Annotated in this window: 20 protein-coding genes; 16 read left to right on the forward strand and 4 right to left on the reverse strand. The window is 52.7% G+C overall.

The features are described 5' to 3' along the window. The 16 genes from OCV81_RS04850 to OCV81_RS04925 all read left to right on the forward strand — a co-directional run bounded on the left by OCV81_RS04850 (nucleotide 1) and on the right by OCV81_RS04925 (nucleotide 17,583). A complete protein-coding gene (locus OCV81_RS04850) occupies nucleotides 1–282 on the forward strand; it encodes a PqqD family protein (protein ID WP_148328881.1) in 282 nt (93 codons plus the stop codon). 59 nt (nucleotides 283–341) lie between these two features. Further along, nucleotides 342–2,336 (forward strand): UDP-N-acetylglucosamine 4,6-dehydratase family protein, encoded by a 1,995-nt coding sequence (locus OCV81_RS04855; RefSeq protein WP_148328883.1) that lies wholly within the window; start codon nucleotides 342–344, stop codon nucleotides 2,334–2,336. Continuing rightward, nucleotides 2,284–3,252 carry an SDR family oxidoreductase gene (locus OCV81_RS04860; RefSeq protein WP_148328885.1) on the forward strand — a complete coding sequence of 323 codons (969 nt, stop codon included), beginning with the start codon at nucleotides 2,284–2,286 and terminating at the stop codon, nucleotides 3,250–3,252. Before OCV81_RS04855 ends, OCV81_RS04860 begins: the two co-directional genes overlap by 53 nt. A 16-nt stretch (nucleotides 3,253–3,268) precedes the next feature. Beyond that, nucleotides 3,269–4,534, forward strand: a complete 1,266-nt coding sequence (locus OCV81_RS04865; RefSeq protein ID WP_148328939.1) for a nucleotide sugar dehydrogenase — start codon at nucleotides 3,269–3,271, stop codon at nucleotides 4,532–4,534. Next, nucleotides 4,521–5,972: a lipopolysaccharide biosynthesis protein gene (locus tag OCV81_RS04870; RefSeq protein WP_148328887.1), complete on the forward strand. Its 1,452-nt coding sequence runs from the start codon at nucleotides 4,521–4,523 to the stop codon at nucleotides 5,970–5,972. The genes OCV81_RS04865 and OCV81_RS04870 overlap by 14 nt, the downstream gene beginning before the upstream one ends. A 92-nt stretch (nucleotides 5,973–6,064) precedes the next feature. Then, on the forward strand, nucleotides 6,065–6,595 hold the full coding sequence (locus OCV81_RS17755) for an acyltransferase (RefSeq protein WP_275552718.1): 531 nt from the start codon (nucleotides 6,065–6,067) through the stop codon (nucleotides 6,593–6,595). Beyond that, nucleotides 6,586–7,692 carry a glycosyltransferase family 4 protein gene (locus OCV81_RS04880; protein WP_148328889.1) on the forward strand — a complete coding sequence of 369 codons (1,107 nt, stop codon included), beginning with the start codon at nucleotides 6,586–6,588 and terminating at the stop codon, nucleotides 7,690–7,692. Before OCV81_RS17755 ends, OCV81_RS04880 begins: the two co-directional genes overlap by 10 nt. 3 nt (nucleotides 7,693–7,695) lie before the next feature. Further along, complete coding sequence (locus OCV81_RS04885; RefSeq protein WP_148328891.1) at nucleotides 7,696–8,847, forward strand: O-antigen ligase family protein; 1,152 nt, start codon at nucleotides 7,696–7,698, stop codon at nucleotides 8,845–8,847. After that, nucleotides 8,828–9,907 (forward strand): glycosyltransferase, encoded by a 1,080-nt coding sequence (locus OCV81_RS04890; protein WP_148328893.1) that lies wholly within the window; start codon nucleotides 8,828–8,830, stop codon nucleotides 9,905–9,907. Before OCV81_RS04885 ends, OCV81_RS04890 begins: the two co-directional genes overlap by 20 nt. Before the next feature lie 5 nt (nucleotides 9,908–9,912). Further along, nucleotides 9,913–10,725 (forward strand): glycosyltransferase family 2 protein, encoded by an 813-nt coding sequence (locus OCV81_RS04895; protein WP_148328895.1) that lies wholly within the window; start codon nucleotides 9,913–9,915, stop codon nucleotides 10,723–10,725. A 20-nt stretch (nucleotides 10,726–10,745) separates the two neighbouring features. Then, nucleotides 10,746–11,531 carry a glycosyltransferase family 2 protein gene (locus OCV81_RS04900; protein ID WP_148328897.1) on the forward strand — a complete coding sequence of 262 codons (786 nt, stop codon included), beginning with the start codon at nucleotides 10,746–10,748 and terminating at the stop codon, nucleotides 11,529–11,531. Nucleotides 11,532–11,537: 6 nt separating this feature from the next. Then, nucleotides 11,538–12,746 (forward strand): DegT/DnrJ/EryC1/StrS family aminotransferase, encoded by a 1,209-nt coding sequence (locus OCV81_RS04905; RefSeq protein WP_148328899.1) that lies wholly within the window; start codon nucleotides 11,538–11,540, stop codon nucleotides 12,744–12,746. 14 nt (nucleotides 12,747–12,760) lie between these two features. Next, nucleotides 12,761–13,345: a sugar transferase gene (locus OCV81_RS04910; RefSeq protein WP_148328943.1), complete on the forward strand. Its 585-nt coding sequence runs from the start codon at nucleotides 12,761–12,763 to the stop codon at nucleotides 13,343–13,345. Between the two features lie 53 nt (nucleotides 13,346–13,398). After that, a complete protein-coding gene (locus OCV81_RS04915) occupies nucleotides 13,399–14,142 on the forward strand; it encodes a polysaccharide biosynthesis/export family protein (protein WP_394802517.1) in 744 nt (247 codons plus the stop codon). Then, a complete protein-coding gene (locus tag OCV81_RS04920) occupies nucleotides 14,139–16,499 on the forward strand; it encodes a GumC family protein (RefSeq protein WP_148328904.1) in 2,361 nt (786 codons plus the stop codon). Before OCV81_RS04915 ends, OCV81_RS04920 begins: the two co-directional genes overlap by 4 nt. 19 nt (nucleotides 16,500–16,518) lie before the next feature. Further along, a complete protein-coding gene (locus tag OCV81_RS04925) occupies nucleotides 16,519–17,583 on the forward strand; it encodes a nucleotidyltransferase domain-containing protein (protein WP_148328906.1) in 1,065 nt (354 codons plus the stop codon). Nucleotides 17,584–17,663: 80 nt separating this feature from the next. On the opposite strand, the gene OCV81_RS04930 is transcribed toward OCV81_RS04925, so the two are convergent. From OCV81_RS04930 to OCV81_RS04945, 4 genes are all read right to left on the reverse strand, one after another. Beyond that, the gene (locus OCV81_RS04930) at nucleotides 17,664–19,208 is read right to left on the reverse strand and encodes a sulfatase (RefSeq protein WP_148328908.1); all 1,545 of its coding nucleotides are present in this window, start codon (nucleotides 19,206–19,208) and stop codon (nucleotides 17,664–17,666) included. Nucleotides 19,209–19,224: 16 nt separating this feature from the next. Continuing rightward, nucleotides 19,225–20,628: an alpha-L-fucosidase gene (locus OCV81_RS04935; protein ID WP_148328910.1), complete on the reverse strand. Its 1,404-nt coding sequence runs from the start codon at nucleotides 20,626–20,628 to the stop codon at nucleotides 19,225–19,227. 2 nt (nucleotides 20,629–20,630) lie between these two features. Then, nucleotides 20,631–22,088: a sulfatase family protein gene (locus OCV81_RS04940; RefSeq protein ID WP_148328912.1), complete on the reverse strand. Its 1,458-nt coding sequence runs from the start codon at nucleotides 22,086–22,088 to the stop codon at nucleotides 20,631–20,633. Nucleotides 22,089–22,214: 126 nt separating this feature from the next. After that, nucleotides 22,215–24,161 (reverse strand): RagB/SusD family nutrient uptake outer membrane protein, encoded by a 1,947-nt coding sequence (locus OCV81_RS04945; protein WP_148328914.1) that lies wholly within the window; start codon nucleotides 24,159–24,161, stop codon nucleotides 22,215–22,217. Nucleotides 24,162–24,167 lie beyond the last annotated feature (6 nt).

Below are 24,167 nucleotides of genomic sequence, written 5' to 3' on the forward strand. Positions count from 1 at the left end.
ATGGAACAAAAAATGTATCGGGTAAAGCCCGGCTATACCCTGGAAGACATTGCCGGACAAAAGGTTCTTATGGCACCGGCCATAGGCACCGTCGACTACACCAAGATGCTTGTATTGAGCGAATCGGCAGCTTTGGTGGTAAACTGTCTGAGGGAGAAAGCGCTCTCCTTCGACGAATTGGTGCGTGTGTTGCTGGAAGAATATGAAATAGATGAAGCGACGGTGAGCGGAGAACTTGCCGTGCTTCTGGAACAACTGGACGACTTGAAGATACTTCTGTAGAGTATCGTTTGCGGCTTTTGGGCCGCCATATTAGCATATCGGGGAAAATATAAAAATTCATGCGATTGATTCAATGTTTGAAGGTATTTGTCACACGTGCGCGACTGCTCAGCCCATGGATTGTCTATCTGGCCGACCTGTTCTGGGCGATAGTGTCTTCTTTTGTGGCGCTGCTTTACGTGGCCTACATGACCGGTCTCACGGTGACTGTACCGCTTGTCTATCAGATATTTGCGATGTCTGCCGTGTGCAGCGCGTTTAGTATCTTTATTTTCAAGACCTATACCGGCATCATCCGCCACTCTACCCTTGTGGAAACCGGGCGTATCGTGCTGACTTCCGGGGTGAAGTCGGTCTGCATGTTTCTGCTGGCCCGGCTTCTTCTGCACGGCTTTACGTTGCGGATGCTGATTCTGGGAGCCGTGACAGACCTGCTGCTGACTTTTCTGGTGTATACCATGTTCAGGGTGGTACTGATTCTGGTCTACCGGCTGGTGTCGAGCAGTCAGGGCATTCACCGGGAGCGGATGCTCATCTATATGGGCGAAGACCGTTCCTTGTCGTTGTCGGGAGCTTTGTTCGGCAAGCTGGAAGCCTATTCCGTGGCAGGTTACCTGCGTATCGGCCGACAGAGTGTGATGCGTTCGGGGCTATATACGGAATATTCTGTCCGGAACTTTGAGGACCTGTCGCGGCTGGTGGCCACCAAGCGGGTGAACTGCCTGCTGTTTGTCAGCCGCTACGATTTGGAAAGGGAACAGGAACGTCTGGTACGTTTCTGCGAGAAACTGAAACTGCGCATGCTGCTTCTTCCGTCGGTCGACGAGGTGAAGGAGGGACATGCCACCTACCGTCATCTGCCGGAGGTACGGATTGAAGACCTGCTGGGCCGTGACGAAATCAAAATCAACATGGGCGAGATTGCCTCCCAGCTGAAAGGGAAGGTGGTCATGGTGACCGGTGCGGCCGGTTCCATCGGCAGCGAGCTGTGCCGTCAGCTCTGCACGTTCGACCTGCAGGAACTCATTCTGCTCGATTCGGCAGAAACGCCGATGCACCACATCCGTCTGGAGCTGGAAGACAAGTTTCCGGAGAAGCATTTCATTCCCGTAATCGGCGACATCCGTTCGAAAGAGCGGCTGGAGTTTACACTGGAGAAATGCCGTCCGCAGATAATCTTCCATGCCGCGGCCTACAAGCACGTGCCGCTGATGGAAGAAAATCCCTGTGAGGCCGTGCGGACCAATGTCTACGGTACCCGCCTGTTGGCCGACCTGGCGGTGAAGTACGGAGTGGAACGTTTTGTCATGATATCTACCGACAAGGCCGTGAATCCGACCAACGTGATGGGTGCGTCGAAGCGTCTGGCCGAGATTTACGTACAGAGCCTGAGCATTGCCCTCAGTCACGGCGAAGTGGCCGGGAAGACCCGTTTCATCACGACCCGTTTCGGCAACGTGCTGGGAAGCAACGGATCGGTCATTCCGCGTTTCCGTGAGCAACTGGAAAAGGGAGGGCCGCTGACGGTGACACATCCCGATATCATCCGTTATTTCATGACCATCCCGGAGGCCTGCCGGCTGGTACTGGAAGCTTCCGTAATGGGACAGGGCAACGAGATATTCGTGTTCGACATGGGCAAGCCGGTGAAGATTGCCGACCTGGCCCGCCGCATGATTGAGCTGGCAGGGCTGGTTCCGGGAAAAGACATCCAGATTACGTATACGGGACTCCGTCCGGGCGAGAAACTCTATGAGGAATTGCTGGCCACGAAGGAGAACACGCTTCCCACTCCCAACGAAAAGATTTTCCGGGCGCACGTGCGGGAATATGCCTATGCCGACATCGCTGCAGCCATCAGCCGGCTGTCGGACATTGCGGCTACGGTCGACCGGGTGGCTACGGTGCGCGAGATGAAGCGCCTCGTCCCGGAGTTCAAGAGTAAGAACTCTTTGTATGAAAAGCTGGACAAATTTCAAATAATACCTAAACACGATAGTAATGAAAGTTTTAGTCACCGGAGGAGCCGGGTTCATAGGCTCCAATCTTTGTGAGCATTTATTGAAGGAAGGACATACCGTCCGCTGTCTGGACAATTTCTCGACAGGAAAAATAGAAAACCTGCTTCCCTTGCTGGAGGCTTATCCCGACCGTTTCAAGCTCGTGGTGGGCGACATACGGAACCTGGAAGACTGCCGGAAGGCGGTGGAAGGTATGGAGTATGTGCTTCATGAAGCCGCGCTGGGCTCGGTGCCGCGCAGCATCAAGGACCCGGTTACGACCAATGAGGTCAACATCAGCGGATTTCTGCACATGCTGGTCGCTGCCCGCGATGCAGGCGTCCGGCGTTTTGTCTTTGCCGCCAGTTCTTCGACATACGGCGACAGTACCTCCCTGCCGAAAGTGGAGGAGGTGATAGGCCGTCCGCTTTCGCCGTATGCAGTGACCAAATACGTGAATGAGTTGTATGCCGACGTGTTTGCCCGCACCTATGGGATGGAATACATCGGCTTGCGCTATTTCAACGTGTTCGGACGTCGTCAGGACCCCTTTGGCGCTTATGCGGCCGTGATTCCTCTCTTTGTGAAGAAACTGATGGCCCACGAGTCGCCCACTATCAACGGCGACGGCGAATACAGCCGCGACTTCACGTATATCGACAACGTCATCCAGATGAACATGCGGGCCTTGACGACGACCTGTCCGGAGGCCGTGAACCAGATTTACAATACGGCCTTCGGGGAACGTACGACACTGAATCAGCTGGTGGACTTCCTGAAAGAGGCACTGGCTGCCTACGACCCGGCCATCGCTCTGATAGAGCCAGTCTATGGTCCCAACCGTGCCGGCGACATCCCTCACTCGCTGGCTTGTGTGGACAAGGCCAGACGTCTGTTGGGCTATGCCCCGGAATTCAGCATGAAAGACGGCTTGAAAGAAGCCGTGAAATGGTATTGGGAACATATTTAAAGGGAAGAAGATGGAACTGAAAGATATAAAAATCTGTGTAATCGGACTGGGCTACGTAGGCTTGCCGCTGGCACGTCTCTTTTCCACGAAATACGATACGGTAGGTTTCGACCGGAGCCAGCGGCGGGTGGATGCGCTGATGGCCGGACACGATGCCACGCTGGAGGTGTCCGATGAACTCCTGCAGGGGGCCTTGTCGCGCGGGCTGGTGTGTACCACGGACCTGGAAGCCATACGTGGCTGCAATTTTTATGTAGTGGCAGTGCCTACTCCCGTAGACTGTCACAACAATCCCGACCTGACACCGCTGTACGGGGCCAGTACGACGGTGGGACAAGTGATTTCAAAAGGCGATATCGTGGTCTATGAATCGACGGTGTATCCCGGTGTGACCGAAGAAGAATGCATCCCGGTGGTCGAAAGAGTGTCGGGCCTGAAATTCAACGAAGATTTTTTTGCCGGGTACAGTCCGGAGCGCATCAATCCGGGTGACAAACTGCATACGGTGGAGAAAATCAAGAAGGTGACTTCCGGCTCTACTCCTGAAATCGGCAAGCTGGTGAACGACGTATATGCCTCTGTCATTACCGCGGGAACTCACCTGGCCCCCAGCATCAGGGTGGCTGAGGCTGCGAAAGTGATTGAGAACTCCCAGCGGGACATCAACATTGCGTTTGTCAACGAGCTGTCGAAGATTTTTACAAAGATGGGTATCGACACCCTCGACGTGCTGGAGGCGGCTTCCACGAAATGGAACTTCCTGCCTTTCAAGCCGGGACTGGTGGGCGGCCACTGCATCGGGGTAGACCCGTATTACCTGGCTCAGTGTGCGCAGCGCTACGGTTACAATCCGGAAATCATTCTGGCCGGCCGGCGCATGAACGACGGGATGGGGGAATACGTAGCCAACGAGGTGGTGAAACTGATGTTGAAGAAAGGCATTCAGGTGCTCGGTTCGCAGGTGCTGATTCTCGGATTCACATTCAAGGAAAACTGTCCGGACGTGCGCAACACGAAGGTGGTGGACATTTACCGTGCCTTGGCGGAATATAACGTGAACCTCACGGTGTACGACCCGTGGGCAGATCCGCAGGTGGCCCGGCAGGAGTATGGAGTCGATATCTGCCACACTCTGCCGGAGGGACGGTTTGACGCCGCCATCATGGCCGTGGCCCACGACAAGCTGAAGGAGCTTGACGTACAGCCCCTGCTGAAAGAGCCGCATGTGCTGTTCGACGTGAAAGGAATGATGAAGAAAGAACTGGTGGATGGGAGGTTGTAGAATGAATCAGGGTATAAAAAAGACATTTATAGCAGGAGTTTTCTGGGGAGTTCTCGAGAAGTTCTCCGTGCTGTTTGTGGGTTTTTTTATCACGATTCTTCTGGCAAGAAAGTTAACTCCGGCCGATTACGGACTGGTCAATATGCTGTATATATTTACGTTATTGGCCAATGTGATTCTAGACGCAGGATTCGGGCAGGCTCTCATTCAGAAAAAAACGGTGACCGATCAAGACACGAGTACGGTTTTTTATTTTAATGTTGTTTTCAGCTTGTTCCTATACGGTTTGTTGTATGCACTGGCACCGTACATCGCACAGTTTTACAGGCAACCCCTGCTGACGGATATCGCACGGGTGTCATTTTTGATGATTCCTGTCAATTCGTTGTGCATCATTCAGCATGTCTTGTTGACAAAGAACCTAAAGGTCAAGGAACTGACGATTGTTTCTGTAAGTGCTTCCTTCGTCTCGGGAGTGATCGGAGTTTTTCTGGCATATACGGGGCATGGAGTATGGGCCTTGGTATTCCAGGGGCTGACCTTGCAAGTGGTCCGTGCAATGATTTTATGGACGGTCGGGGGCTGGACGCCTCGTTGGGTTTTTCAACTGGAAAGCATCCGGTCCATCTGGAATTTTAGCCTGAATATATTAGGTGTGGGGTTTCTGAGTGCCATCTTCCAGAACATATACACCGTAATCATAGGACGGTTTTACAACGTGAATGAAGTGGGTTTCTACAACCAGGCACAGCGTCTGGAAAGCGTGGCCAGTACGGCCATCACCAGTTCCATCCAGCGGGTGAGTTTTCCGGCCTTTGCCGCCCTTCAGGACAACAAAGAGCGTTTGAGAGAGGCTTTTAAGAAAGTCATGGACCTGGCCATGTATGTGCATTTGCCGGTTATGATTGGTGTCATAGCGGTGGCCCATGATTTGTTTCTGCTGCTCTTAGGCGAGAAATGGTTGCCGTCTGTTCCCTATTTTGAGTTGTTGTGCATAGCAAGTGCGATGTATCCGTTGCACATGATCAATGTGAGCGTCCTTAAAGGGGTGGGCTTGGGAAAGCTTTACTTTCGGTTGGAGGCTGTCAAGAGGGGACTGATTGTGGCGTTTATTTTCCTTACGGTCAGGTACTCCATCTACATTTTGCTGGTAGGCTATGTGATAGCTACCGTGTCGAGCACATTCCTCAATATGTATTGTTGTGGAAAGGCGGTGGAATACAAACTGATTGATCAGTTGAAGGATTTGCTGCCCACATTGGGATGCAACCTGTTGATGTATTGCAGCATACAACTTTTCCATCTGTGCGCATTTTCTCCGATGTATAGGTTGAGCTTGGATATAATCGGGGGTATATTGATTTATGTCCTGGCCTCGTATCTTCTGCGGGTCAAGCCTTTTTTCCATTTGTTGAACATTATCTTAAAAAGATGTTGACTGTCATTTATAATCTCATAAATCGAATCCTTACCATAAGGAATAGACGCCTAGTTTTAAAAAGTGCCGTTTTTCGCGGCAAAGCCCAAATCTTGCGAAGGGCCCATATCCGGCTGTTGTGCGATTCTGTGCCGGATGACATTGAAATAGGCGATAATTTCCGTTTTTTTGGAGGTAGCATCACCTCTCAGAATCACGGAAAGATAAAAATCGGGAAGAATGTAAAATTGGGTTTCGATATACGAATCGGTGCCGTTCAATCCATCGAAATTGGAGATGGTTCGATTCTTGCCGATTCCATTACAATTATGGACAATAACAACCATCCGGTAAACCCGCTGGATAGGGCGTTGGTCTATCAGACGGCCTGGGATTCAGAATACAGGCGATGGAAATATAGCGAATCGAAGCCTGTGGTCATAGGCCGGAATGTATGGATTGGGTCGGGTGTCAGAATCTGCAAAGGAGTTACGATTGGGGACGGGGCTGTAGTTGCTGCGTGTGCTGTCGTGACGAAGGATGTGCCGGTCAACAGCATTGCCGCCGGAAACCCTGCAAGGATTGTAAAAACAGACATCGATAAACTGCCAAGATTAATTCCAGACGATATTCTATGCAAGTAGTGTTTGAGATAATAGGGATGGGAGCGAAGAAATATGGAGGTTTCGAGCGCTATATTTTGGAGGAAGCAAGGCAATTGAAGGAAAGGGGATACAAGCTGGTGGTGGTTTTTGATACCCAGCCGTTGGCGGACCGATACATTGAAGACTTGCTGCACGTCGGCGCCTCTTACTATGTGATTCCCTATCAAAACAAATTGCGGTTTACCTCCGCTATTTTCAAGCTGATGCGGAAGTATCGGCCCGAGGTGGTACATTCGAATTTTTCGTCCAACATCTTTCTGGTGCAAATCATGGCCTGTCTGATGCACGTGCCTGTACGCATAAGTACGGAGCATTGTTTGCCGGTACTGTCCACGTGTAAACGTCGTTTCCTGTATACCTTCCTGTCGATACTGACCAATTACATCCTTCCCGTTTCTGCACAGTCGGCACAAGCCGTACAGAAAGGGTTGTGGTTGAATAAGAGTAAAGTGAAGACGTTGTATCTCGGAGTAAACGATTTTGCCTACGAGAAGTCGGAGATGAAGAAGAAGTACGGTCTGCCTATGGATAAGCTGCTGATAATGAATGTGGCGTACCATCATCCGGTAAAAGGGGTGGATGTCTTGTTGAGAGCTTTTGCCCTGTTGCTGAAGTATCCGGGAGTGAAAGATGTGGTGCTGTGTCAGATTGGCGGCGGACAAACGGGGCATGACACGTCTGCTCTGAAGTCGCTGGCCCGGTCGCTGGGCATAGAAGACCGTGTGATTTGGATGGGGCTGCAAAACAATGTGCCGGAAATTTTGAGTTGTGGAGACATCTATTGTCAACCGTCACGGTCTGAAGGCATAGGCTTGGCGATTATGGAAGCCTCACTGGCCAGGTTACCGGTTGTGGCCACCCGCGTGGGAGGCATTCCCGAGGTGGCGGTGGACAAGGTAAATGCTTATCTAGTAGAGAGTGAAGATGTAGACGGGCTGGCCGGGAGCATGTATATGCTGTATAAAGACAAGGCACAGAGAGAGCGGATGGGATATTACGGAAGGTTGCAGGCATTGGATAAATTCTGCTTGTCGAATCAGGTGACAAAACTCATCGAGTGTTTCTATAAGATATAAGAGATGGATCGGCTGACCTACATTTTGTCATTGATAGTGGTTGGATTGACGCCTTTGGATGCCGTTACAGTGGCAGACGACCTGAGCATCGGACGTGTTTTCTACTTGTTGTTGCTCTTTTCCGCGTTCTTTTCCAAAAGTGTGCTGAAGGTACCTCAAGGGGGGTATCTGAAAATCCTGTTTGTTTTTTCGTTATGGGCTTTTCTCACTTCCTACTGGAGTTTTAAGCCGGACGAAACGATGTACCGCTGTTTGTATCTGGTCCAATACTTCGTACTGGCTGTCATATTGCAGAATGTAATAGACACGCCCCAGAAATTCCATTGGCTTTGCGGGGCCTGGTTCTTGGGGGCTATGTATATTGCCACAGAAACGATTTTCAATTACCTGGTCTATGGCATTACGTCGGCAAGTCTGTATCGTGTCGATGAGTTTGGAAATGCCAACGAGAACTCTTTCATGCTGTGCTTTGGGGTGATTTTATTTCTGGTGAATGCAGAGCGAATCAAATATAAGATTCTCATTTATGCGGTACTGCTGTATTCGTTCCTGGCGATTCTGGCAAATGGTTCACGCACGGGATTTATCATGTACCTGCTGGTGATTTTTATCTATCTCTTGTCGGAACTCAAGCGTGGAAGCAAGTCCATATATTATATTTTTCCTGTTTTTCTGTGGTTGGCTGTCTATTACTTCAACCATGTCCTGTCGGAGGGGAGTTATGAACGGTTCATGCATATTTCAGATGATATCAAGAGCAGTGATTTGGCCAACAGGCAGTGGATTTGGAGAATGGCCTTGGAAATCATGTCGGAAAAAGATGTATCCCTCCTGTGGGGGACTGGCTGGTCTACTTTTCCTTATGTCCTTCAGTCTCATACCTCCGTGTTTTATGATTCGCACAATTTTTACCTGAATATCTTGTTTACTACGGGCATAATTGGTTTCTGCATACTGGGGTATTATCTGTTTACTTTGGTGAGGTATATTTCTTTCATTCCACACCACAGGATGCGGTACTCTTTGCTGTTGATTATTCCTATGATTTCCATGCTGACCACCAACTGGGAATATCGGAGGTGGTGGTTCTTGCTGGGGGTGTTTGTCTATAAATTGTATCAAAATTCATTAACCTATGACGGGGAAGAAGAATAAAAACAGAAAGGTGCTGTTTGTCACGGCCTCCACGCAAGGCGGGGGAGCAGAAAGGATGCTTTTCAATATTATTAGTTCGCTGGATTGTCACATTGAAAAGGAACTGGTCATTACGTCCTGTGATACGCCTCCACAAAACCGTTGCATCGATTATCCGACCGTGTCACTGCGGAAGAAACATGCCCTTTCGTCTTTTGGGGCAATCGTAAGACACATCAACGCTTTCCAGCCGGATTATGTCTTTACCACCAGTTCCACGATTGGGTATCTGCTGGTCTTGTCGAAGCTGTTCACCTCATGTGCGTATAAGGTGATTATAAGATGTGCCGTATCTCCTTCTGAAATTTATGATTCCGGCCTCAAGGACCGGTTGCTGAAACAGGTGATAAGGCTGACGTATAACTGGTGTGACAAAATCATCGCCCAAACCGATTACATGAAAGAGGACATCCTAAAATCGTATCACGTGCCGGCTGGGAAAGTGATTACAATCCGGAACATCATCAACACCCGTTTCCTGGACACGGAATCGGCTTATGACCGACCGGCTGAATTCACGGAAGGACAATATAAGGTAGTGGCAGCAGGTGCCCTCTATTCCGTGAAAGGTTTCGACCTTTTGATTCAGGCAATGACTCCCCTCATAGAAAAAGACAAAACCATCCGTCTCTATATTTTGGGGGAGGAACGGTACGAAGCAGGATATAAGAAATACCTGCAGGACCTTATCGACAAGAACCACATGGAGAATTATATCTATCTTTTGGGATATAAATCGAATCCGTATCCTTATCTGAAAAATGCGGATTTGTTTGTGATGTCTTCCCGAAAAGAAGGGTTTCCCAATGTCGTACTGGAGGCTTTGTATCTTAAGACTCCGGTTGTAGCCTCCAATTGTGTCGATTTTTCTCGGGTGATAGAGTCGGGTGTCAATGGATATATCGTTGAAAAAGGGAATATCCTTTCGCTTCGGGAAGGAATCAACAGGGCACTGTCCACGACATTCGACCTGGACAGGCTGCCCATCAGGAATTTTGATTATAATACGTTATTTGTATAAAAAAGATGAAAATAAGCGTCATTATCCCGTCGTATAAACCTCAGGACTGGATTTATGAATGCCTTTCCAGCCTGGCCGGGCAAACATTTGAAAAAGCGGAATTTGAGGTAATCATTGTGCTTAATGGATGCTGCGAGCCTTATAAAAGCGAACTCTTGAATTACATCTGTACCGGCATGCGGGGTGTGAATGTGAATTTGATTCAAACCGATCAGGCTGGCGTGTCGAATGCACGGAATATCGGAATCGGCCGTTCCAGAGGGGAATATATTGCATTTATCGATGACGACGATTTTGTGTCGGACTCGTATCTGGCAGATTTATACGCCATCGCTTCTACGGGACACATCCCTTTGTCCAATTTCTTGGCGTTCGAGGAGGATGCGGATACGCGGAAATACACTTCCTACTATATCACGGATATATATAACCGTCTGGGCCGGAAGGGACATCCATACCAGATACTTCCAGTAAGAAGTTATTTGTCGGTTCCATGTGCGAAGCTGATTCCCAGAAAGGTGATTGCAGACCGTAGATTTTATTTGGACTTCAAGAACGGAGAGGATAGCATTTTTATGTTTCTGATATCAGACGAGATGAAGACGTTCGAGTTTACGGAAGCGCGTGCCATTTATTATCGACGAATCAGGGAGGGCTCTGCGGTGACGAGGAAAAAGAAGCGAAAAGAGGTGCTCGCCAATTCCTGTAAGATGATTTATGCTTATACCAGAATATACATTGCGCATGCACGTCGGTATCATGCGCTCTTTTTCGTGACCCGAGTTCTCGCGGCTGTAAAGAAAATAGTTGAAAGGTAATTTTCAATCTGTGTTGGCTTATGAATGATTGGGGGTTGGTCTCCATCATTACTCCGACCTGGAATTGTGCGGAGTATATTGAAGAGACGGTTCGGTCGGTGTTGGCCCAGACGTATGTACACTGGGAACTGATTATTTACGATGACTGCTCGACCGATGGTACGGAGGCGGTGGTCCGTCCTTTTGTGGAGGCGGATTCCAGAATAAAATATTTCTGTAACAGACAGAACAGCGGGGCGGCGGTCACACGTAACCATGCGTTGAGAGTGGCTGGCGGGAGATGGGTCGCATTCTTAGACAGTGACGATTTGTGGATGCCGCAGAAGTTGGAAAGGCAGCTCCGTTTCATGGTGGACAACCAGTATGCGTTTACCTACCATAAATATGTGGAAATCAACGAGAGTTCCGAAGAAACCGGGGTCCTGGTGGGCGGGAAAAAGGTGGTGTCGAAGTTGGACATGTTTGCCTGCTGCTGGCCGGGATGCCTGTCGGTGATGTATGAGGCTGAAAAAATCGGACTCGTTCAGATTCTCGACGTGAAGAAAAACAACGATACGGCGATGTGGCTGAAAATTATCCGGAAGTCCAGGTGTTATCTGCTGGACGAGTGCCTCGGCATGTATCGCCGGCGGCAGGGGTCGATTACTCCTCCGGATATTCGTACGAAGATAAAATGGCATTACACCCTGTTTCATGAAGCGGAACGACAGAATCCGGTGGTAGCCGTTTTCTGGATGTGCGTGAACATCATAGGGAATTCATACAAGAAACTTTTTTATGTCAAGAAATACAATGTAAAGAAATAAAGACAGATGAATACGAAGAAAAACATTCCGTTTTCTCCACCGGATATCAGCGAAAGTGAAGTGGAGATGGTGGCCGGGGCACTGCGTTCCGGATGGATTACGACCGGACCGAGAACCAAGGAGTTTGAACACGAGATTGCCACGTTTTGCCGTACTTCCCGGGCGGTCTGCCTGAATTCGGCAACTGCGTGCATGGAATTAATCTTGAGGGTGCTGGGAGTCGGACCAGGCGACGAAGTGATTGTACCGGCCTATACGTATACGGCTACGGCGAGTGTGGTATGCCATGTGGGCGCAAAAGTGGTGATGGTTGATACGGCTCCCGACTCGTTCGAGATGGATTACGACCAGCTGGAAGAGGCCATTACACCGGCCACGAAGGTCGTCATACCGGTCGACCTGGGGGGAGTGATGTGTGATTATGACCGTGTGTTTGCCGCAGTGGAACGCAAGCGGTCTCTTTTCCGTCCGGCAGGCAAACTGCAGGAGGCCATAGGCAGGGTCACGGTGATGGCGGATGCGGCACATGCTTTCGGGGCCCGATGGCACGGAAAGAGGTGTGGCGAGGTGGCCGATTTTACTTCTTTCTCTTTTCATGCCGTGAAGAACCTGACCACGGCCGAAGGGGGAGCACTCACCTGGAAAGACCTGCCGGGGATAGACAATGACGAGCTGTACACGCAGTTTCAGTGGCTGTCCTTGCACGGGCAAAGCAAGGATGCCCTGGCCAAGACCAGGCTGGGGGCCTGGGAGTACGACATCCTTTCGCCGGCCTACAAGTGCAACATGACAGACATCATGGCGGCCATCGGACTGGCGCAGCTCAAGCGTTACAGGGGCATGCTGGACAGACGCAAGCAGATTATTGAAAGGTATCAGCAGGCACTTGAAGGGCTGAATGTGCAGACTCTGTGTCATTATGGAGAGGATCATGCATCGAGCGGACACTTGTTTCTGTTGAGGCTGAAAGACAAGTCGCTGGAAGAGCGCAACGAACTGATTGTGCGCATGGCAGAAAGGGGAATCGCCTGTAACGTGCACTATAAACCCTTGCCCATGATGACGGCCTATAAGTCGATGGGGTTTGACATCAAGGATTTTCCGAATGCCTATGCTCAGTATCACAATGAAATCACCTTGCCTTTGCATACCCGGCTGTCGGATGAGGAGGTGGATTTCGTGGTAGCGAATTTACGGGAACTTCTGACGGAATAATTGCTAGAAAGGTGTTGAAACGTGTGTTCGATGTGGTGGCCAGCGGTTGCGGGCTGCTGTTGCTGAGTCCGGTTTTTCTGTGGCTGGCCGGTTGGGTGAAACTGGATTCCAGGGGGCCGGTCTTCTACAGGCAGGTGCGTGTGGGAAAACACAACAAGGATTTCAAGTTGTATAAATTCCGTTCCATGCGTGTGGGGGCAGACAAGGCCGGACTGATTACCGTGGGAGGAAGAGACCCTCGGGTGACGCGCTCCGGATATTATATCAGGAAGTACAAGCTGGATGAGTTGCCGCAGCTGATCAATGTGTTCCTGGGAGACATGAGCCTGGTGGGACCCCGTCCGGAAGTAAGGAAATATGTGGACTTGTACACTCCTGAACAGATGCATGTATTGGATGTGCGTCCCGGCATTACAGACAAGGCTTCCATTCTGTATTGCCACGAGAATGAACTGCTGGCCGGTGCAGACGACCCCGAAGCGTTCTACCGGGAGGTGGTCATGCAGGACAAGCTGAAGATAAACCTGGAGTACGTGAGAAACCGCTCGTTCTGGGGGGATATCAAACTGATTTTTAATACTATATTCAAGATTCTATGAGAAAACGATTGATAAGATTACGGCTCCTGGGATACCTGGCAGTCATTGTATGTATGTGTGTGGCTTGTACCTCCTCCCGTAAGGTGCTGTATTTGCAGGATGTGAAGCCCATGGTGAAACAGCAGATTGATGAGGCCTACGAAGTGAAAATCCACAAGGACGACATGCTGGCCATCATGATCAACAGCAAGAACCCGGAACTGGCTTTGCCGTTCAATATGCCGCTGGTAAGCTATCAGGTGGGTTATCAGAGCACCTACAACCAGCGTATCCTCGGCTATCTGGTCGACTCGGACGGTTGCATTGATTTCCCTATCTTCGGACGGCTGCATGTGGCGGGAATGACCCGGAAGGAGCTGACGAAGTACATCAAGCAGCGGCTGGTGGAGGAAGATTACATCAAGGACCCGGTGGTGACCGTACAGTTCCTGAATTTCAAGATTTCGGTCATCGGTGAAGTCAACCGTCCGGGAAGCTTCGACATCACCAGTGACAGGATTACTTTGCTGGAGGCCATCAGCAAGGCGGGCGACCTGACCATCTTCGGTCGCCGGGACCGTGTGGCGGTTATCCGGGAAGTGGACGGCGAACGTACCATCGTGTACCATGACCTGCGTTCTTCCGATATTTTCCAGTCGCCTTATTATTACTTGCAGCAGAACGACATTGTGTACGTGGAGCCCAACCGGACGAAAGCGGCACAGAGTCGCATCAACCAGAACAACACGGTGGGGGTATGGACCTCCGTGATTTCGGTTTTAACTTCAATTGTCACCTTAATATTGGTTGCGAAATGACGAACAGAAAGAATACTCAGTCGGACCATACACTGCATGTCGGTGATTGGTTGCATATTGCGCTGGCAAACTGGAAGTGGTTTGTTCTGTCGCTCGTGGTATGTATGGGGGCGTCTTTTTGGTATATCAAGCGCTCGCCGGATATTTACAGCCGCTCGGCTTCCGTGCTGATTAAGGACGAGACCCGGGGGGCGCAACTGCCCAATGCCGCTTCTGCCTTTTCTGAAATGGATTTGTTGAACATCCAGAGTACGGTGGACAATGAGGTGCTGATTTTCAAGTCGAAGCGTCTGATGATAGAGGTCGCCCGGAAACTGAAGCTGGACATTTTTTATTCGGTCAAAGGCAAGTTCCGTGACTGGGACCTGTATACCACCAGTCCGGTGACGCTGACGTTCCCGGAGGCGCTGGAGACGTCTTCCTTTTCTTTCAAGGTGACACCGCTGAACGACAAGGAGGTGCTGCTGTCGGACTTCCCGGAAATGGAGGGAGTGAAACCGGTGGAGCAGATGAAGGTCCATTTGAACGATACGGTCGCAACTCCCGTAGGAAAACTGGTGGTGACGCCTACTCTCTATTACACACAGGACTATTATCAGGTGCCTGTCACTGTGAATAAGATGAACCTGGAGAAGGTGGGGATGGCCTACAATGCGGCCCTGCAGTCGATGGTGGCCAGCAAGACTTCCAGCATCATTCATCTGAGCATTTCCGACGTGTCGCCGCGAAGGGCGGAAGACATTCTCAACACACTGATAGATGTGTACAACCAGGATGCCATCGACGACAAGAACCGGATTGCGGTGAATACGGCCAATTTCATCAACGAACGGCTGATTGTCATCGAACAGGAGCTGGGCGGGGTGGAATCGCAGATTGCCGATTACAAGAGCCAGCATAACCTGGCCGATATTTCCACGCAGACCGGCAGTTTCATGGAACGGTCCAACCGCTACCAGCAGGAAGGGGTGACGTTGGAGAACCAGCGTACGCTGGCCCTGTACATCCGCGACTACCTGGCCGACCCGGCCAAGTCGGGCGAGTTGATTCCTTCGAACACCGGTATCTCGGACGGTACCATCGAGCGGCAGATTATGGAGTACAATGAACTGATGTTGCAACGGGACAAGCTGATTGGAAACAGCAGCAACAAGAATCCGGTGGTGATGGATATGAATAATTCACTGGCTTCCATGAAGCAAACAATTGTGCGTACGGTAGACAATCTGATTGCGGGCCTGGACATGAAAATCCAGAACATCCGCGGCGAAGAGGAACGGGCGATGAAGCGCATTGCCGCCGTGCCCAGCCAGCAGAAGTATGTGCTGTCGGTGGAACGCCAGCAGAAAATCAAGGAGTCGCTGTATATCTATCTGCTCAACAAGCGGGAGGAAAATGCGCTGACCAAATCCATTACGGAGAGCAATGCGCGCATCATCGATCCGGCCATGGGAAGCAGCGTGCCCGTATCGCCGAAGACACACCTCATCATGCTGGCCGGTTTTATGCTCGGCCTCTTGCTGCCTGCCTGTGTGCTGTTTGTGCTTCGTACCTCCGATACGAAGGTGAGGGGCAAGAAAGACCTGACCGATGTCCTTTCCATTCCTTTCCTGGGCGAGATTCCACGGCGTGAGAGAGAGAAAGGCGAAGGAAACCGGTCGGTGGTGGTCACGGAAGAGGGCAAGGATGCCGTATCGGAAGCGTTCCGCATCTTGCGTACGAACATGGCATTTATGAGCGGGGCGGCGGATGGAAAGCTGCAGACGCTGATGGTTACCTCGTTTCATGTGGGCGACGGAAAAACGTTTGTCTCTTCCAACCTTGCCATGACGCTGGCACTGGCCGGATACAAGGTGGTGCTGGTGGACCTGGATATCCGGAAGGGGACGTTGAGCAAGCACATGGGAGGCTCTCAGCAAGTGGGAGTCACGAACTTCCTGGCCGGGACGGTAGACCGGGTGGACGACTTGCTGATGCCTTCGGGCTGCCACGAGAACCTGAGTCTGGTATGCAAGGGACCCGTACCGCCGAATCCGTCGGAACTGTTGCTGAATGCGCGGCTGAACGTCCTGATACGTCACCTCAAGGAGAGGTTTGACTACGTGATTCTGGACAATGTGCCGTCTCACATGGTGGCCGATGCTCTGATTGTCAACCGTGTGGCCGACCTGACTCTTTATGTCATCAGGGCGGGAGGTATGGACCGGAGGCAACTGCCCGAAATAGAGTTGCTGCACACCGAACACAAGTTGAAGAACATGGCACTGGTGCTCAATGGAGTGAACCGACAGCGGGACAGTTACGGTTATTACGGTTATTACGGGTATTACCAGTATGGCTACAAGGAAGAGAAATAGATAGGAAGAGGAACTGGATATGGAGGAAAGCATCAGGGAGGCTTTTCTGGAATTGCTGCGGTCTGGTTTGTGGGGACACGAGCCGGACTTCCGCTGTTTGGAAGGGCTGGGTGAAGCAGACTGGCAGCAGATTTTCAGAATGGCCGGCAAACAGACCGTCATCGGGGTCTGCATACAGGCTGTGTTCCGTCTGCCGGAGGCGGACAGACCCCCGCAGGCCGTGCTGTGGAAATGGATAGGGCAGAACCTCTATGTAGAAGCCAGAAGCCGGAAAATGCTGGAAGTATGGAGGGAGATTGATGCGCTGTTTGTCCGCGAGGGCATTCAACCCGTTCTGATGAAAGGCTTGTCGGTGGGATGCTGTTATGCAAAGCCCCTGTCACGGCAGGCAGGTGACATCGACCTCTTTATTCCCGAAGGTTTTGACAAGGCTTTGGAACTGGTGAGAAGATGGGGATGTCCGATTGACCACAAGACGCACCATGACAGTTTCGACTATCAGGGGGTACATATCGAGTTGCACCCGCGCATGGTGGTTACCTCCAACCGGGTGGGGATGGAATGCATGGCGATGGTCGAAACGCTGGACGGGGTCACGCTCAGGGTACCGGATGCTCAAATGGGAAGTCTGCTGCTGTTGTCGCATGCCGCCCGGCATTTTCTGATTGGAGGAATCGGCTACCGTTATTTGTGCGACTGGGCAGCCTATTTGAATCACTACCATGCATATATCGACACGGACAGGGTGTGTCGCGAGCTTCGGAAGATGGGACTGGCTCATTTCGTGGCCGACTTCACCGAAGTGGCACACCGGGAACTGGGGCTTTCGTTCGACGGAATCGACCGGTGGCGGAAGGGAGCCAGAGAAAAGTATGTCCGGAGGATGTCGGCAGAACTGACAGCACACGGCGATTTTGGTGCCGTAAATTTCAAGAAGACAACCGGCCGGGGAACGAAAGACCGGCTGCAGTTGGTGTGGAGCATCGTCCGGCGGAGGCACTATTGGCCGAGGATGTTCTGGAAGAAATTCCCGCTGTTTCTATACAGCCGGATAAAGGTCCGCCTCAAGGGACTGAAGGACTGACAGACGAAAATGACGTGTGGCTATCGGAAAAGGATTGCCACACGTCATTTTTGTTTGGAGGAAACTTATGCCTCGGGAGGTTATTCAATTTCGTCCGGCCAAGGGCAGGGCTTTCCCGTCTTTTTGAACGACGGACGCTGGGCACCCGAACTGCGGAGGAACTCTCCGAGGTTGGCCGAGAGGGCTTTCACTACCTCCGGATGCTGCTGGGCCAGGTTGTGCTGTTCGCTGATGTCGGCCGGGATGTCATAGAGTTCCTTCTTCCCCGTTTCGTAGAAATAAATCAGTTTCCATTTTCCCTGACGCACGGTGCAGGTGGCGCCGATGCCCGGGCCTTGTTCGCCCCACAGGTTCGGACAGTTCCAGTAGAGGCTTCTGCCTTCCGACGGGTCGCCGGTCTGCTTGAGCAGGGGTACGAAGCTCACGCCGTCCACGGTCTGCGGCACTTTCCAGTCGGTGATGCCGGCCATTTCGAGGATGGTAGGATAGTAGTCTTCGATGATGACGTACTTGTCGCAGCGGGTATTGGGTTTCGTCACGCCCGGCCAGCTCACAATCATCGGTTCGCGAATACCGCCCTCGTAGGCCGAGCCTTTTCCGCAGGTGAGGGGCGCATTCTGCGTGTAGAGCGGTTCGTCTCTCCATTCCTTGCCGGTAGCATATCCGCCGTTGTCACCGCAGAACAGGATGATGGTGTTATCCGCCTCACCGTTCTTCTCCAGCCAGTCCATGATGTCGCCCAGGCTCTTATCCATGCCTTCGATGAGGGACGCATAAGCCGCCTCCTTGTCCGACATGCCTTTCTTCTTGTACTTGTCGAAGAAGCGCACGTCCTTGTCAATTGGGATGTGGATGGCATAGTGCGACATATAGAGGTAGAACGGCTGGTTGTAAGCCTTGGCCTTGTCGAGGGCCTTCAGGGCTTCCTGCGTCAAGGCCTCGGTAATGAACGTGCCCGTCTTCCAGTAGTGCTCCAGTCCCGGCACCGACATGAGCGAGGTGGGGTTTCCCTTGTCGTCGTGTCCGTAGCTCAGTTCGCTCAGGTACGTGGCCAGTCCCCCCGCCGCATGTCCGGCGATGTTCGTCTCGAAGCCGAAGTGGCAGGGATTCTCTCCCGGGGTGTCGATGGCCCCCCAGTGCGCCTTTCCGCAGTGGATGGTGTGGTAGCCGCTGTCTTTGAGGAACTGCACGAACGACTTGGCCACGAAGGTGTGGTTCGTGCCTTCCACCTGCGCGATGCCGTTGTAGTTCCAGTCGGGCAGTTGCAGCACGTCGCTCTGGGCGTCAGTAGTCTTGTCCTTCTGCAAGGTCCAGTTGGTCACCCGGTGACGGGCGGCGTTGGCTCCGGTCATCAGGCTGCAGCGTGTGGGCGAGCTGATGCTGGAGGCGTAGGCCTGGGTGAACATCATTCCCTGGCGGGCCAGACGTTCCATGTTGGGAGTTTCGTAACGCTCGTTGTACATGGTCTTCTGTGTCCAGAAAGGCAGGGAAGTGTCCTGCCATCCCATGTCGTCCACTAGGAAGAAGATGATGTTCGGGCGCGGGTCGGGACGGTCGTTGGCCATGGCATTCAGCGGGGAAAGAATGGGAGCCAGTCCCAGGAGTGCGAGTAGATTTTTGTTCATAATATGTTTTTTTAGATTAATCAGTTACGTGATACACACTAAAGTTTCGGATGAGAGGTTCTGCGGTACATTCCTCCACCACCAGCCGGAAGGATTGGGCTTCGACGGCAGGGAAGGATTCGATGCGCTTGTGTCCCACGGAAGAGCCTTTGGCCACGGTGGTCCACTTGCCGTTCACCTTTGCTTCCACCCGGTAGGCCCGGATGCGTTCGCCGCCGTTCAGGTCTTCCTGAATCTGGTAGTAGTTCACGGGTTGCGCCTTGTCGAGCGAGAGCGACAACCGCTTCTTTCCAGTGGCCGAAGTGGCTGCCAGCGGCTGGCCGAAACGGCGGTTGATTTCCGCGCCCCATTCCTTCAGACGGCGTACGTCGCCCTCCGGAATCAGACCGTCGGGGTTGGGAGTGAGTCCCACCATCAGCGTGGCGTTGCGGCCCACCGATTTCTCGTACATCTCCATCAGGTTTTCCAGCGGATAGACTGCCTTGTCGTCATCGCCCGGTTCCCAGAACCATTCGTGGCGTCCGTTGTAGCCGCGCAGGGGCGTGTCGGCCATGGCTGGCACCCAGTACTTGCCGTCGGGGTCGCCGTGGGCCAGCAGTTTGTTGTGGTCGGCCACGCCGTCGGTGGCGTTGCTGTGGCTGTACGGGTAGGGGAAGCTCGACCAGCAGGGATAGCCTACGGTACCGCTTTCCGAACCACCCCAGCGCAGGTCGGCCCGGTTCACGTTATGATAGAACAGGCAGTCGGGCTGGTATTCGTTCACGATGGGTTCCACGTCGGGGCCCAAGCCTTTCGGGTCGTCGGCACCCCCGTCGAACCAAATCATGAAGAGGTCGCCGTAGCGGGTGCAGAGTTCCTTCACCATCTTTTCGCACAGTCGCTTGTACCATGCCTGACGGTTGCGGGCAAACTCGCCTTCGCCCTCCGCCTTGAAGTTGTGGATGCCCAGCAGGGAGTTCCAGCGGATGCCGATGTAGATGCCCGGCTGCAAGCCGTACTTGCGGCAGGAGTTCACGAAGTCGCGCACGATGTCGCCTTTTCCGTCGCGCCATTTCACGGCCTTCAGGCAGTAGGGGTTCACGTCGCTCTGCCACAGTCCGAAGCCCGTCTCGTGGGTGGCGGTCAGGATGGCAAACTTGGCGCCGGCCGCCTTGGCCGACTGAATCCACTGGTCGGTGTCGAGGTGGTCGGGATGGAAGATGTTGTAGTCTTCAATCGGGTTGATACGGTTGTTGCCTTGTCCGTACACCTGTCCGTCGAACACGTGCAGGTCGTAGTGGAATACCACGCCCAGTTCAGCCTCGTGCCATTTCATCTGGCGGGGAGCTGGTTTCGGTCCTTCGGGTTCGGTGTTTCGGGCATGAACGGCTGCACCGCAGGTGGCGAGCAGCATCAGTAGGGTAAAGAGTGTTTTTTTCATATTCAATGTGTCAAGTATTTTACAAACGGGTCATGGGTCTTTCCGAGCCATTGGATGAGGGTCTGGCGCAACGAATCGCAGCGGGCCGGCTGGCTTTCCGCCACGTTGTGCAGCTGGCCGGGGTCGGTGGTCCGGTCGTACAGCCAGGTCTGCGTCACTTTCCCTTTCTGCACATCCACCACGTAGGTGTAGCGGGCGGTACGGATGCCGCGTCGTCCGGAAGTGGGGTCGGAGGGTTCGCAGTAGTAATAAGGCTGGAAAGCGTCTTCGGGTGTCTGAATCTGTTCCTGCAGGAAATACCGGCTCCAGTCGTGCGTCTGCACGGTGGACGGAATCTCCGCCTTCCTTCCCATCAGCGAGAGCAGGGTAGGATACAGGTCGGCAAAGGCCACGGGCAGGTCGCTCCGTTGCGGATGGAGTCTGCCTTTCCAGCAGCATATCATCGGGATGCGCATCGCTTCCTCATAGAACACGTTCTTGCCTTCCACTCCGTGTCCGCCCATGCAGACGCCGTGGTCGGACGTGAAGACGAGGAGGGTATTCTCAAACAGTCCGCAGTCTTTCAGGGCCTGTACGATGCGTCCCACCTGTTCGTCCACTCCGGTGATGCAGGCGTAGTAGTTGCGGATATTCGCCCGGAAATAGTCGCCTTCGGGAGTTCCTTTCTCTGGAATATACGGTTTCTGCCGGGCCAGTGCTTCCACGTCGAGCGAGTCGTACAGCCGTTTGTAGGCATCGGGTACCAGCTCGTAGCCCGTGTGCGGGGGATTCATGGAAACCACCAGGGCAAAGGGGCGGTCGGACTGCACGCTTTCCGTGCGGATGAACTCGATGGCGCGGTCGGCTTCGTAGGCCGGCCCCCACTGGTCCACGTAGTGGAACTCGTCTCTGCCCGCCAAGGTATCCCAGTACATCGGATGCAGGTGGTTGTCATAGGTGCCGTAGGCCATCCACCGGTCGAAACCGTGGCGGCGTTCGGGCGGGCACCATTCGTTCCAGGCCACTGCCCCCCGGTTGTTGGAGGTGTCCACGTAGGGAGGATGCGGCGCGTCGAGGTGCCATTTGCCGATGTAGGCTGTGGCATATCCCGCCTGCTTCAGCACGTCGCTCCAGCAGACCGCTTCGGTAGAAAGCTCCACCCCGTAGGGCGTGTTCAGCGAATTGCAGTTGCCCGTCACCCCGTTGGCCATGGGATACATGCCCGTCATGAGCATGGCCCGGGCGGGTGAGGATACCGGATAGCTGCTCACGGCCTCCGTGAAGAGGATGCCTTCGCTCGCCAGCTGGTCCAGATGAGGAGTCTGCACTGGCTCCTGTTGCAGGCAGCCCAGCGCATCGCCCCGGAACTGGTCGGCCATGATGAAGACCAGGTTGGGCCGCGAGGGGTTACCCTGCGCGAACGCAGCCAGCGGAAGTGCGGCCAGTGCGGCGGAAGTGTAGAGTAGGTGTGTCAGTTTCATAATCAATAAATATCCCCGGAGGGTGGCAAATGAATGTCGTTCAAACGAAAAAGTGTGCCAAAGATAGGAAAAACACCTCATCCTTGGCACACCAATTTCTATAATAGATTTAAAAGAATTCTATCATTACTGGTTGGCATAGCTACCTGCTTTTACAGGCCATCCCGGATTCTGGTAAACTACGGAAGTAGAAACATCGCCACCTTCTTCGGGAGTAGACATACGGAATACATCGTATGACAGCGGAGAGAGGTAGTTGGCTTCTTCAAAGCAGTAGCCGTTGTACTTCTTGACCAATTCGTTCATTGCCTGCGGGCGCAGGTACTTGCTGACGGAAGCATCGTTAGGAGCCGTATAGTTCAGCTTGCAGGCAGTGCAGGCAGCTTCGAAGTCGGTGTGGAATTCATCCCAGTAATTCATTCCTTCTACCCAGTAGTTCTGCATCATGTCGAGTGAACGCCAGCGATACAGGTCGTCCTTACGCATACCTTCCGCAATGAGTTCGCTGCGGCGTTCGCGACGGATGTTGTAAAGTGTTGCGTCCACCAGTTCTTTTCCGGAATAGCGGGCCAGGTCGATTTCCTTGCTCAGGTCGGTAGCGTTGATGGTCTTCTGGAAATCAGGATCGACGCCTGCACGGGTACGCAGTGCTGTCCAGTATTTTTTGAGGGTAGCATCTTCCAGTGTATTGTAGCGCAGGTAGTAAGCTTCGATGTAATTCAGGTAAGCTTCTGCCGCACGGAAGATAGGCAATGCCAGCGGATAGGCACTGTTGTAAGTCACGTTGTTGTCGGCCCATCCTTTGCGAGGAATGTAGCCGGTGCTGGTCACGCGGATGCCACTGGCTGCAATCAGTCCGGGGTACTGGTACATGATGTCTTTCCCATTGAGGGTCATGATTTTGTCGCCGGGTTTTGCCACGGAAGTCACCAGACGCAAGTCGCGGTTTTCCATGGTGCTTTTCAGATTCTTGTCGCCCTGATAAGCGCCCTCACTTGCATAAATAGGCAGACCGTTGGTCATCAGATAGCTGTCTACCAGTGAGCGGGTGAAACCCGTGTTGTCGCCGTGTGAGAAAATATAGGTCTTGTCGCCCACTTCGATGGCACCGTAGCCGTGGGTAGCTCCCATCACCTGGTTCTGCACCTTGGCATCTTCGCTATACATACGCCACAACAACACTTCGCCACGCTGTCCGGACAGGTCAGTCTGGTTGTAGAGGCTGGCATAGTCGGTTGTCAATGAGGAGCCTTCGCCCACTTCTTTGGCCGACTGGATAGCTTCGTCCAGGAAGAATTCTATTTCCTTGTTCAAATCGATATGGAAAGAAGCGGCATCACCCGGCCATCCCGGTCCACCCGGAACGCGTGCCGTACCTGCATGGTATTTTTCCCAGGTAGCTTCGTACAAAGCCACGCGTGACTTGAACAGCAAGGCACATTCGCGGTTCAGACGGTGAGCAGTGAAGCTGTTTGACTTGGGATACATCAGGTCGATGGCCTGATCCAGGTCGCTCAGGATGAAGCGGGCCACTTCGTTGCGCGGCTTGCGTTTGTTGGCTTCCACATTGGCAGCATAGTCACCGTCGGTCAGCACTTCGGTCAGGATAGGGAAGTCTCCGTATGCTTTCAGGAGGCTGAAGTAGGTGTAAGCCCGGAAGAAGTACATTTCGCCGATGTAATGGTTCACGTTGGCGCCGGGGCTCAGCGTCCCGTTTTTCAGGTTTTCTTCCGTGCGTGCCAGAAAGAGGTTGCAGTTACGGATGGTGCTGAAGCTGCCGTAGCTGCCAGTAGCCGGCACCTGGACGCGCTGAGGAAGGAAGTTATCCACCTGGTCGATTGTCGTCATGTCGTCGCTGTTATTGTCCGTGGTGAAGTATCCAAAGGTTCCTGTACCCGTCCCGTGGTCGGGCAGCAGACCGTACATGTTGTTGCAATAAGGTTCCAGCTGATTCTCGGCAGTGAAGAAGTTGCCGTCTACATTGTCTGAGATAGGCTCTTTGTCCAGAAAGTCGGCGCAAGAGGTTCCCATCAGCAAGGTAGCTGAAAATAAGAATATATATTTCAGTTTCATAATTAT

It is taken from the genome of Phocaeicola fibrisolvens (assembly GCF_025567125.1).
In the GTDB taxonomy this organism is placed as follows: domain Bacteria; phylum Bacteroidota; class Bacteroidia; order Bacteroidales; family Bacteroidaceae; genus Phocaeicola; species Phocaeicola fibrisolvens.

Bases quoted from the DNA above. Each gene is read 5' to 3' on its own strand.
- OCV81_RS04850 (WP_148328881.1), top strand. From the start codon at position 1: ATGGAACAAAAAATGTATCGGGTAAAGCCCGGCTATACCCTGGAAGAC.
- OCV81_RS04855 (WP_148328883.1), top strand. From the start codon at position 342: ATGCGATTGATTCAATGTTTGAAGGTATTTGTCACACGTGCGCGACTG.
- OCV81_RS04860 (WP_148328885.1), top strand. From the start codon at position 2,284: ATGAAAGTTTTAGTCACCGGAGGAGCCGGGTTCATAGGCTCCAATCTT.
- OCV81_RS04870 (WP_148328887.1), top strand. From the start codon at position 4,521: ATGGGAGGTTGTAGAATGAATCAGGGTATAAAAAAGACATTTATAGCA.
- OCV81_RS04880 (WP_148328889.1), top strand. From the start codon at position 6,586: ATGCAAGTAGTGTTTGAGATAATAGGGATGGGAGCGAAGAAATATGGA.
- OCV81_RS04885 (WP_148328891.1), top strand. From the start codon at position 7,696: ATGGATCGGCTGACCTACATTTTGTCATTGATAGTGGTTGGATTGACG.
- OCV81_RS04890 (WP_148328893.1), top strand. From the start codon at position 8,828: ATGACGGGGAAGAAGAATAAAAACAGAAAGGTGCTGTTTGTCACGGCC.
- OCV81_RS04895 (WP_148328895.1), top strand. From the start codon at position 9,913: ATGAAAATAAGCGTCATTATCCCGTCGTATAAACCTCAGGACTGGATT.
- OCV81_RS04900 (WP_148328897.1), top strand. From the start codon at position 10,746: ATGAATGATTGGGGGTTGGTCTCCATCATTACTCCGACCTGGAATTGT.
- OCV81_RS04905 (WP_148328899.1), top strand. From the start codon at position 11,538: ATGAATACGAAGAAAAACATTCCGTTTTCTCCACCGGATATCAGCGAA.
- OCV81_RS04915 (WP_394802517.1), top strand. From the start codon at position 13,399: ATGTGTGTGGCTTGTACCTCCTCCCGTAAGGTGCTGTATTTGCAGGAT.
- OCV81_RS04920 (WP_148328904.1), top strand. From the start codon at position 14,139: ATGACGAACAGAAAGAATACTCAGTCGGACCATACACTGCATGTCGGT.
- OCV81_RS04925 (WP_148328906.1), top strand. From the start codon at position 16,519: ATGGAGGAAAGCATCAGGGAGGCTTTTCTGGAATTGCTGCGGTCTGGT.
- OCV81_RS04930 (WP_148328908.1), bottom strand. From the start codon at position 19,208: ATGAACAAAAATCTACTCGCACTCCTGGGACTGGCTCCCATTCTTTCC.
- OCV81_RS04935 (WP_148328910.1), bottom strand. From the start codon at position 20,628: ATGAAAAAAACACTCTTTACCCTACTGATGCTGCTCGCCACCTGCGGT.
- OCV81_RS04940 (WP_148328912.1), bottom strand. From the start codon at position 22,088: ATGAAACTGACACACCTACTCTACACTTCCGCCGCACTGGCCGCACTT.
- OCV81_RS04945 (WP_148328914.1), bottom strand. From the start codon at position 24,161: ATGAAACTGAAATATATATTCTTATTTTCAGCTACCTTGCTGATGGGA.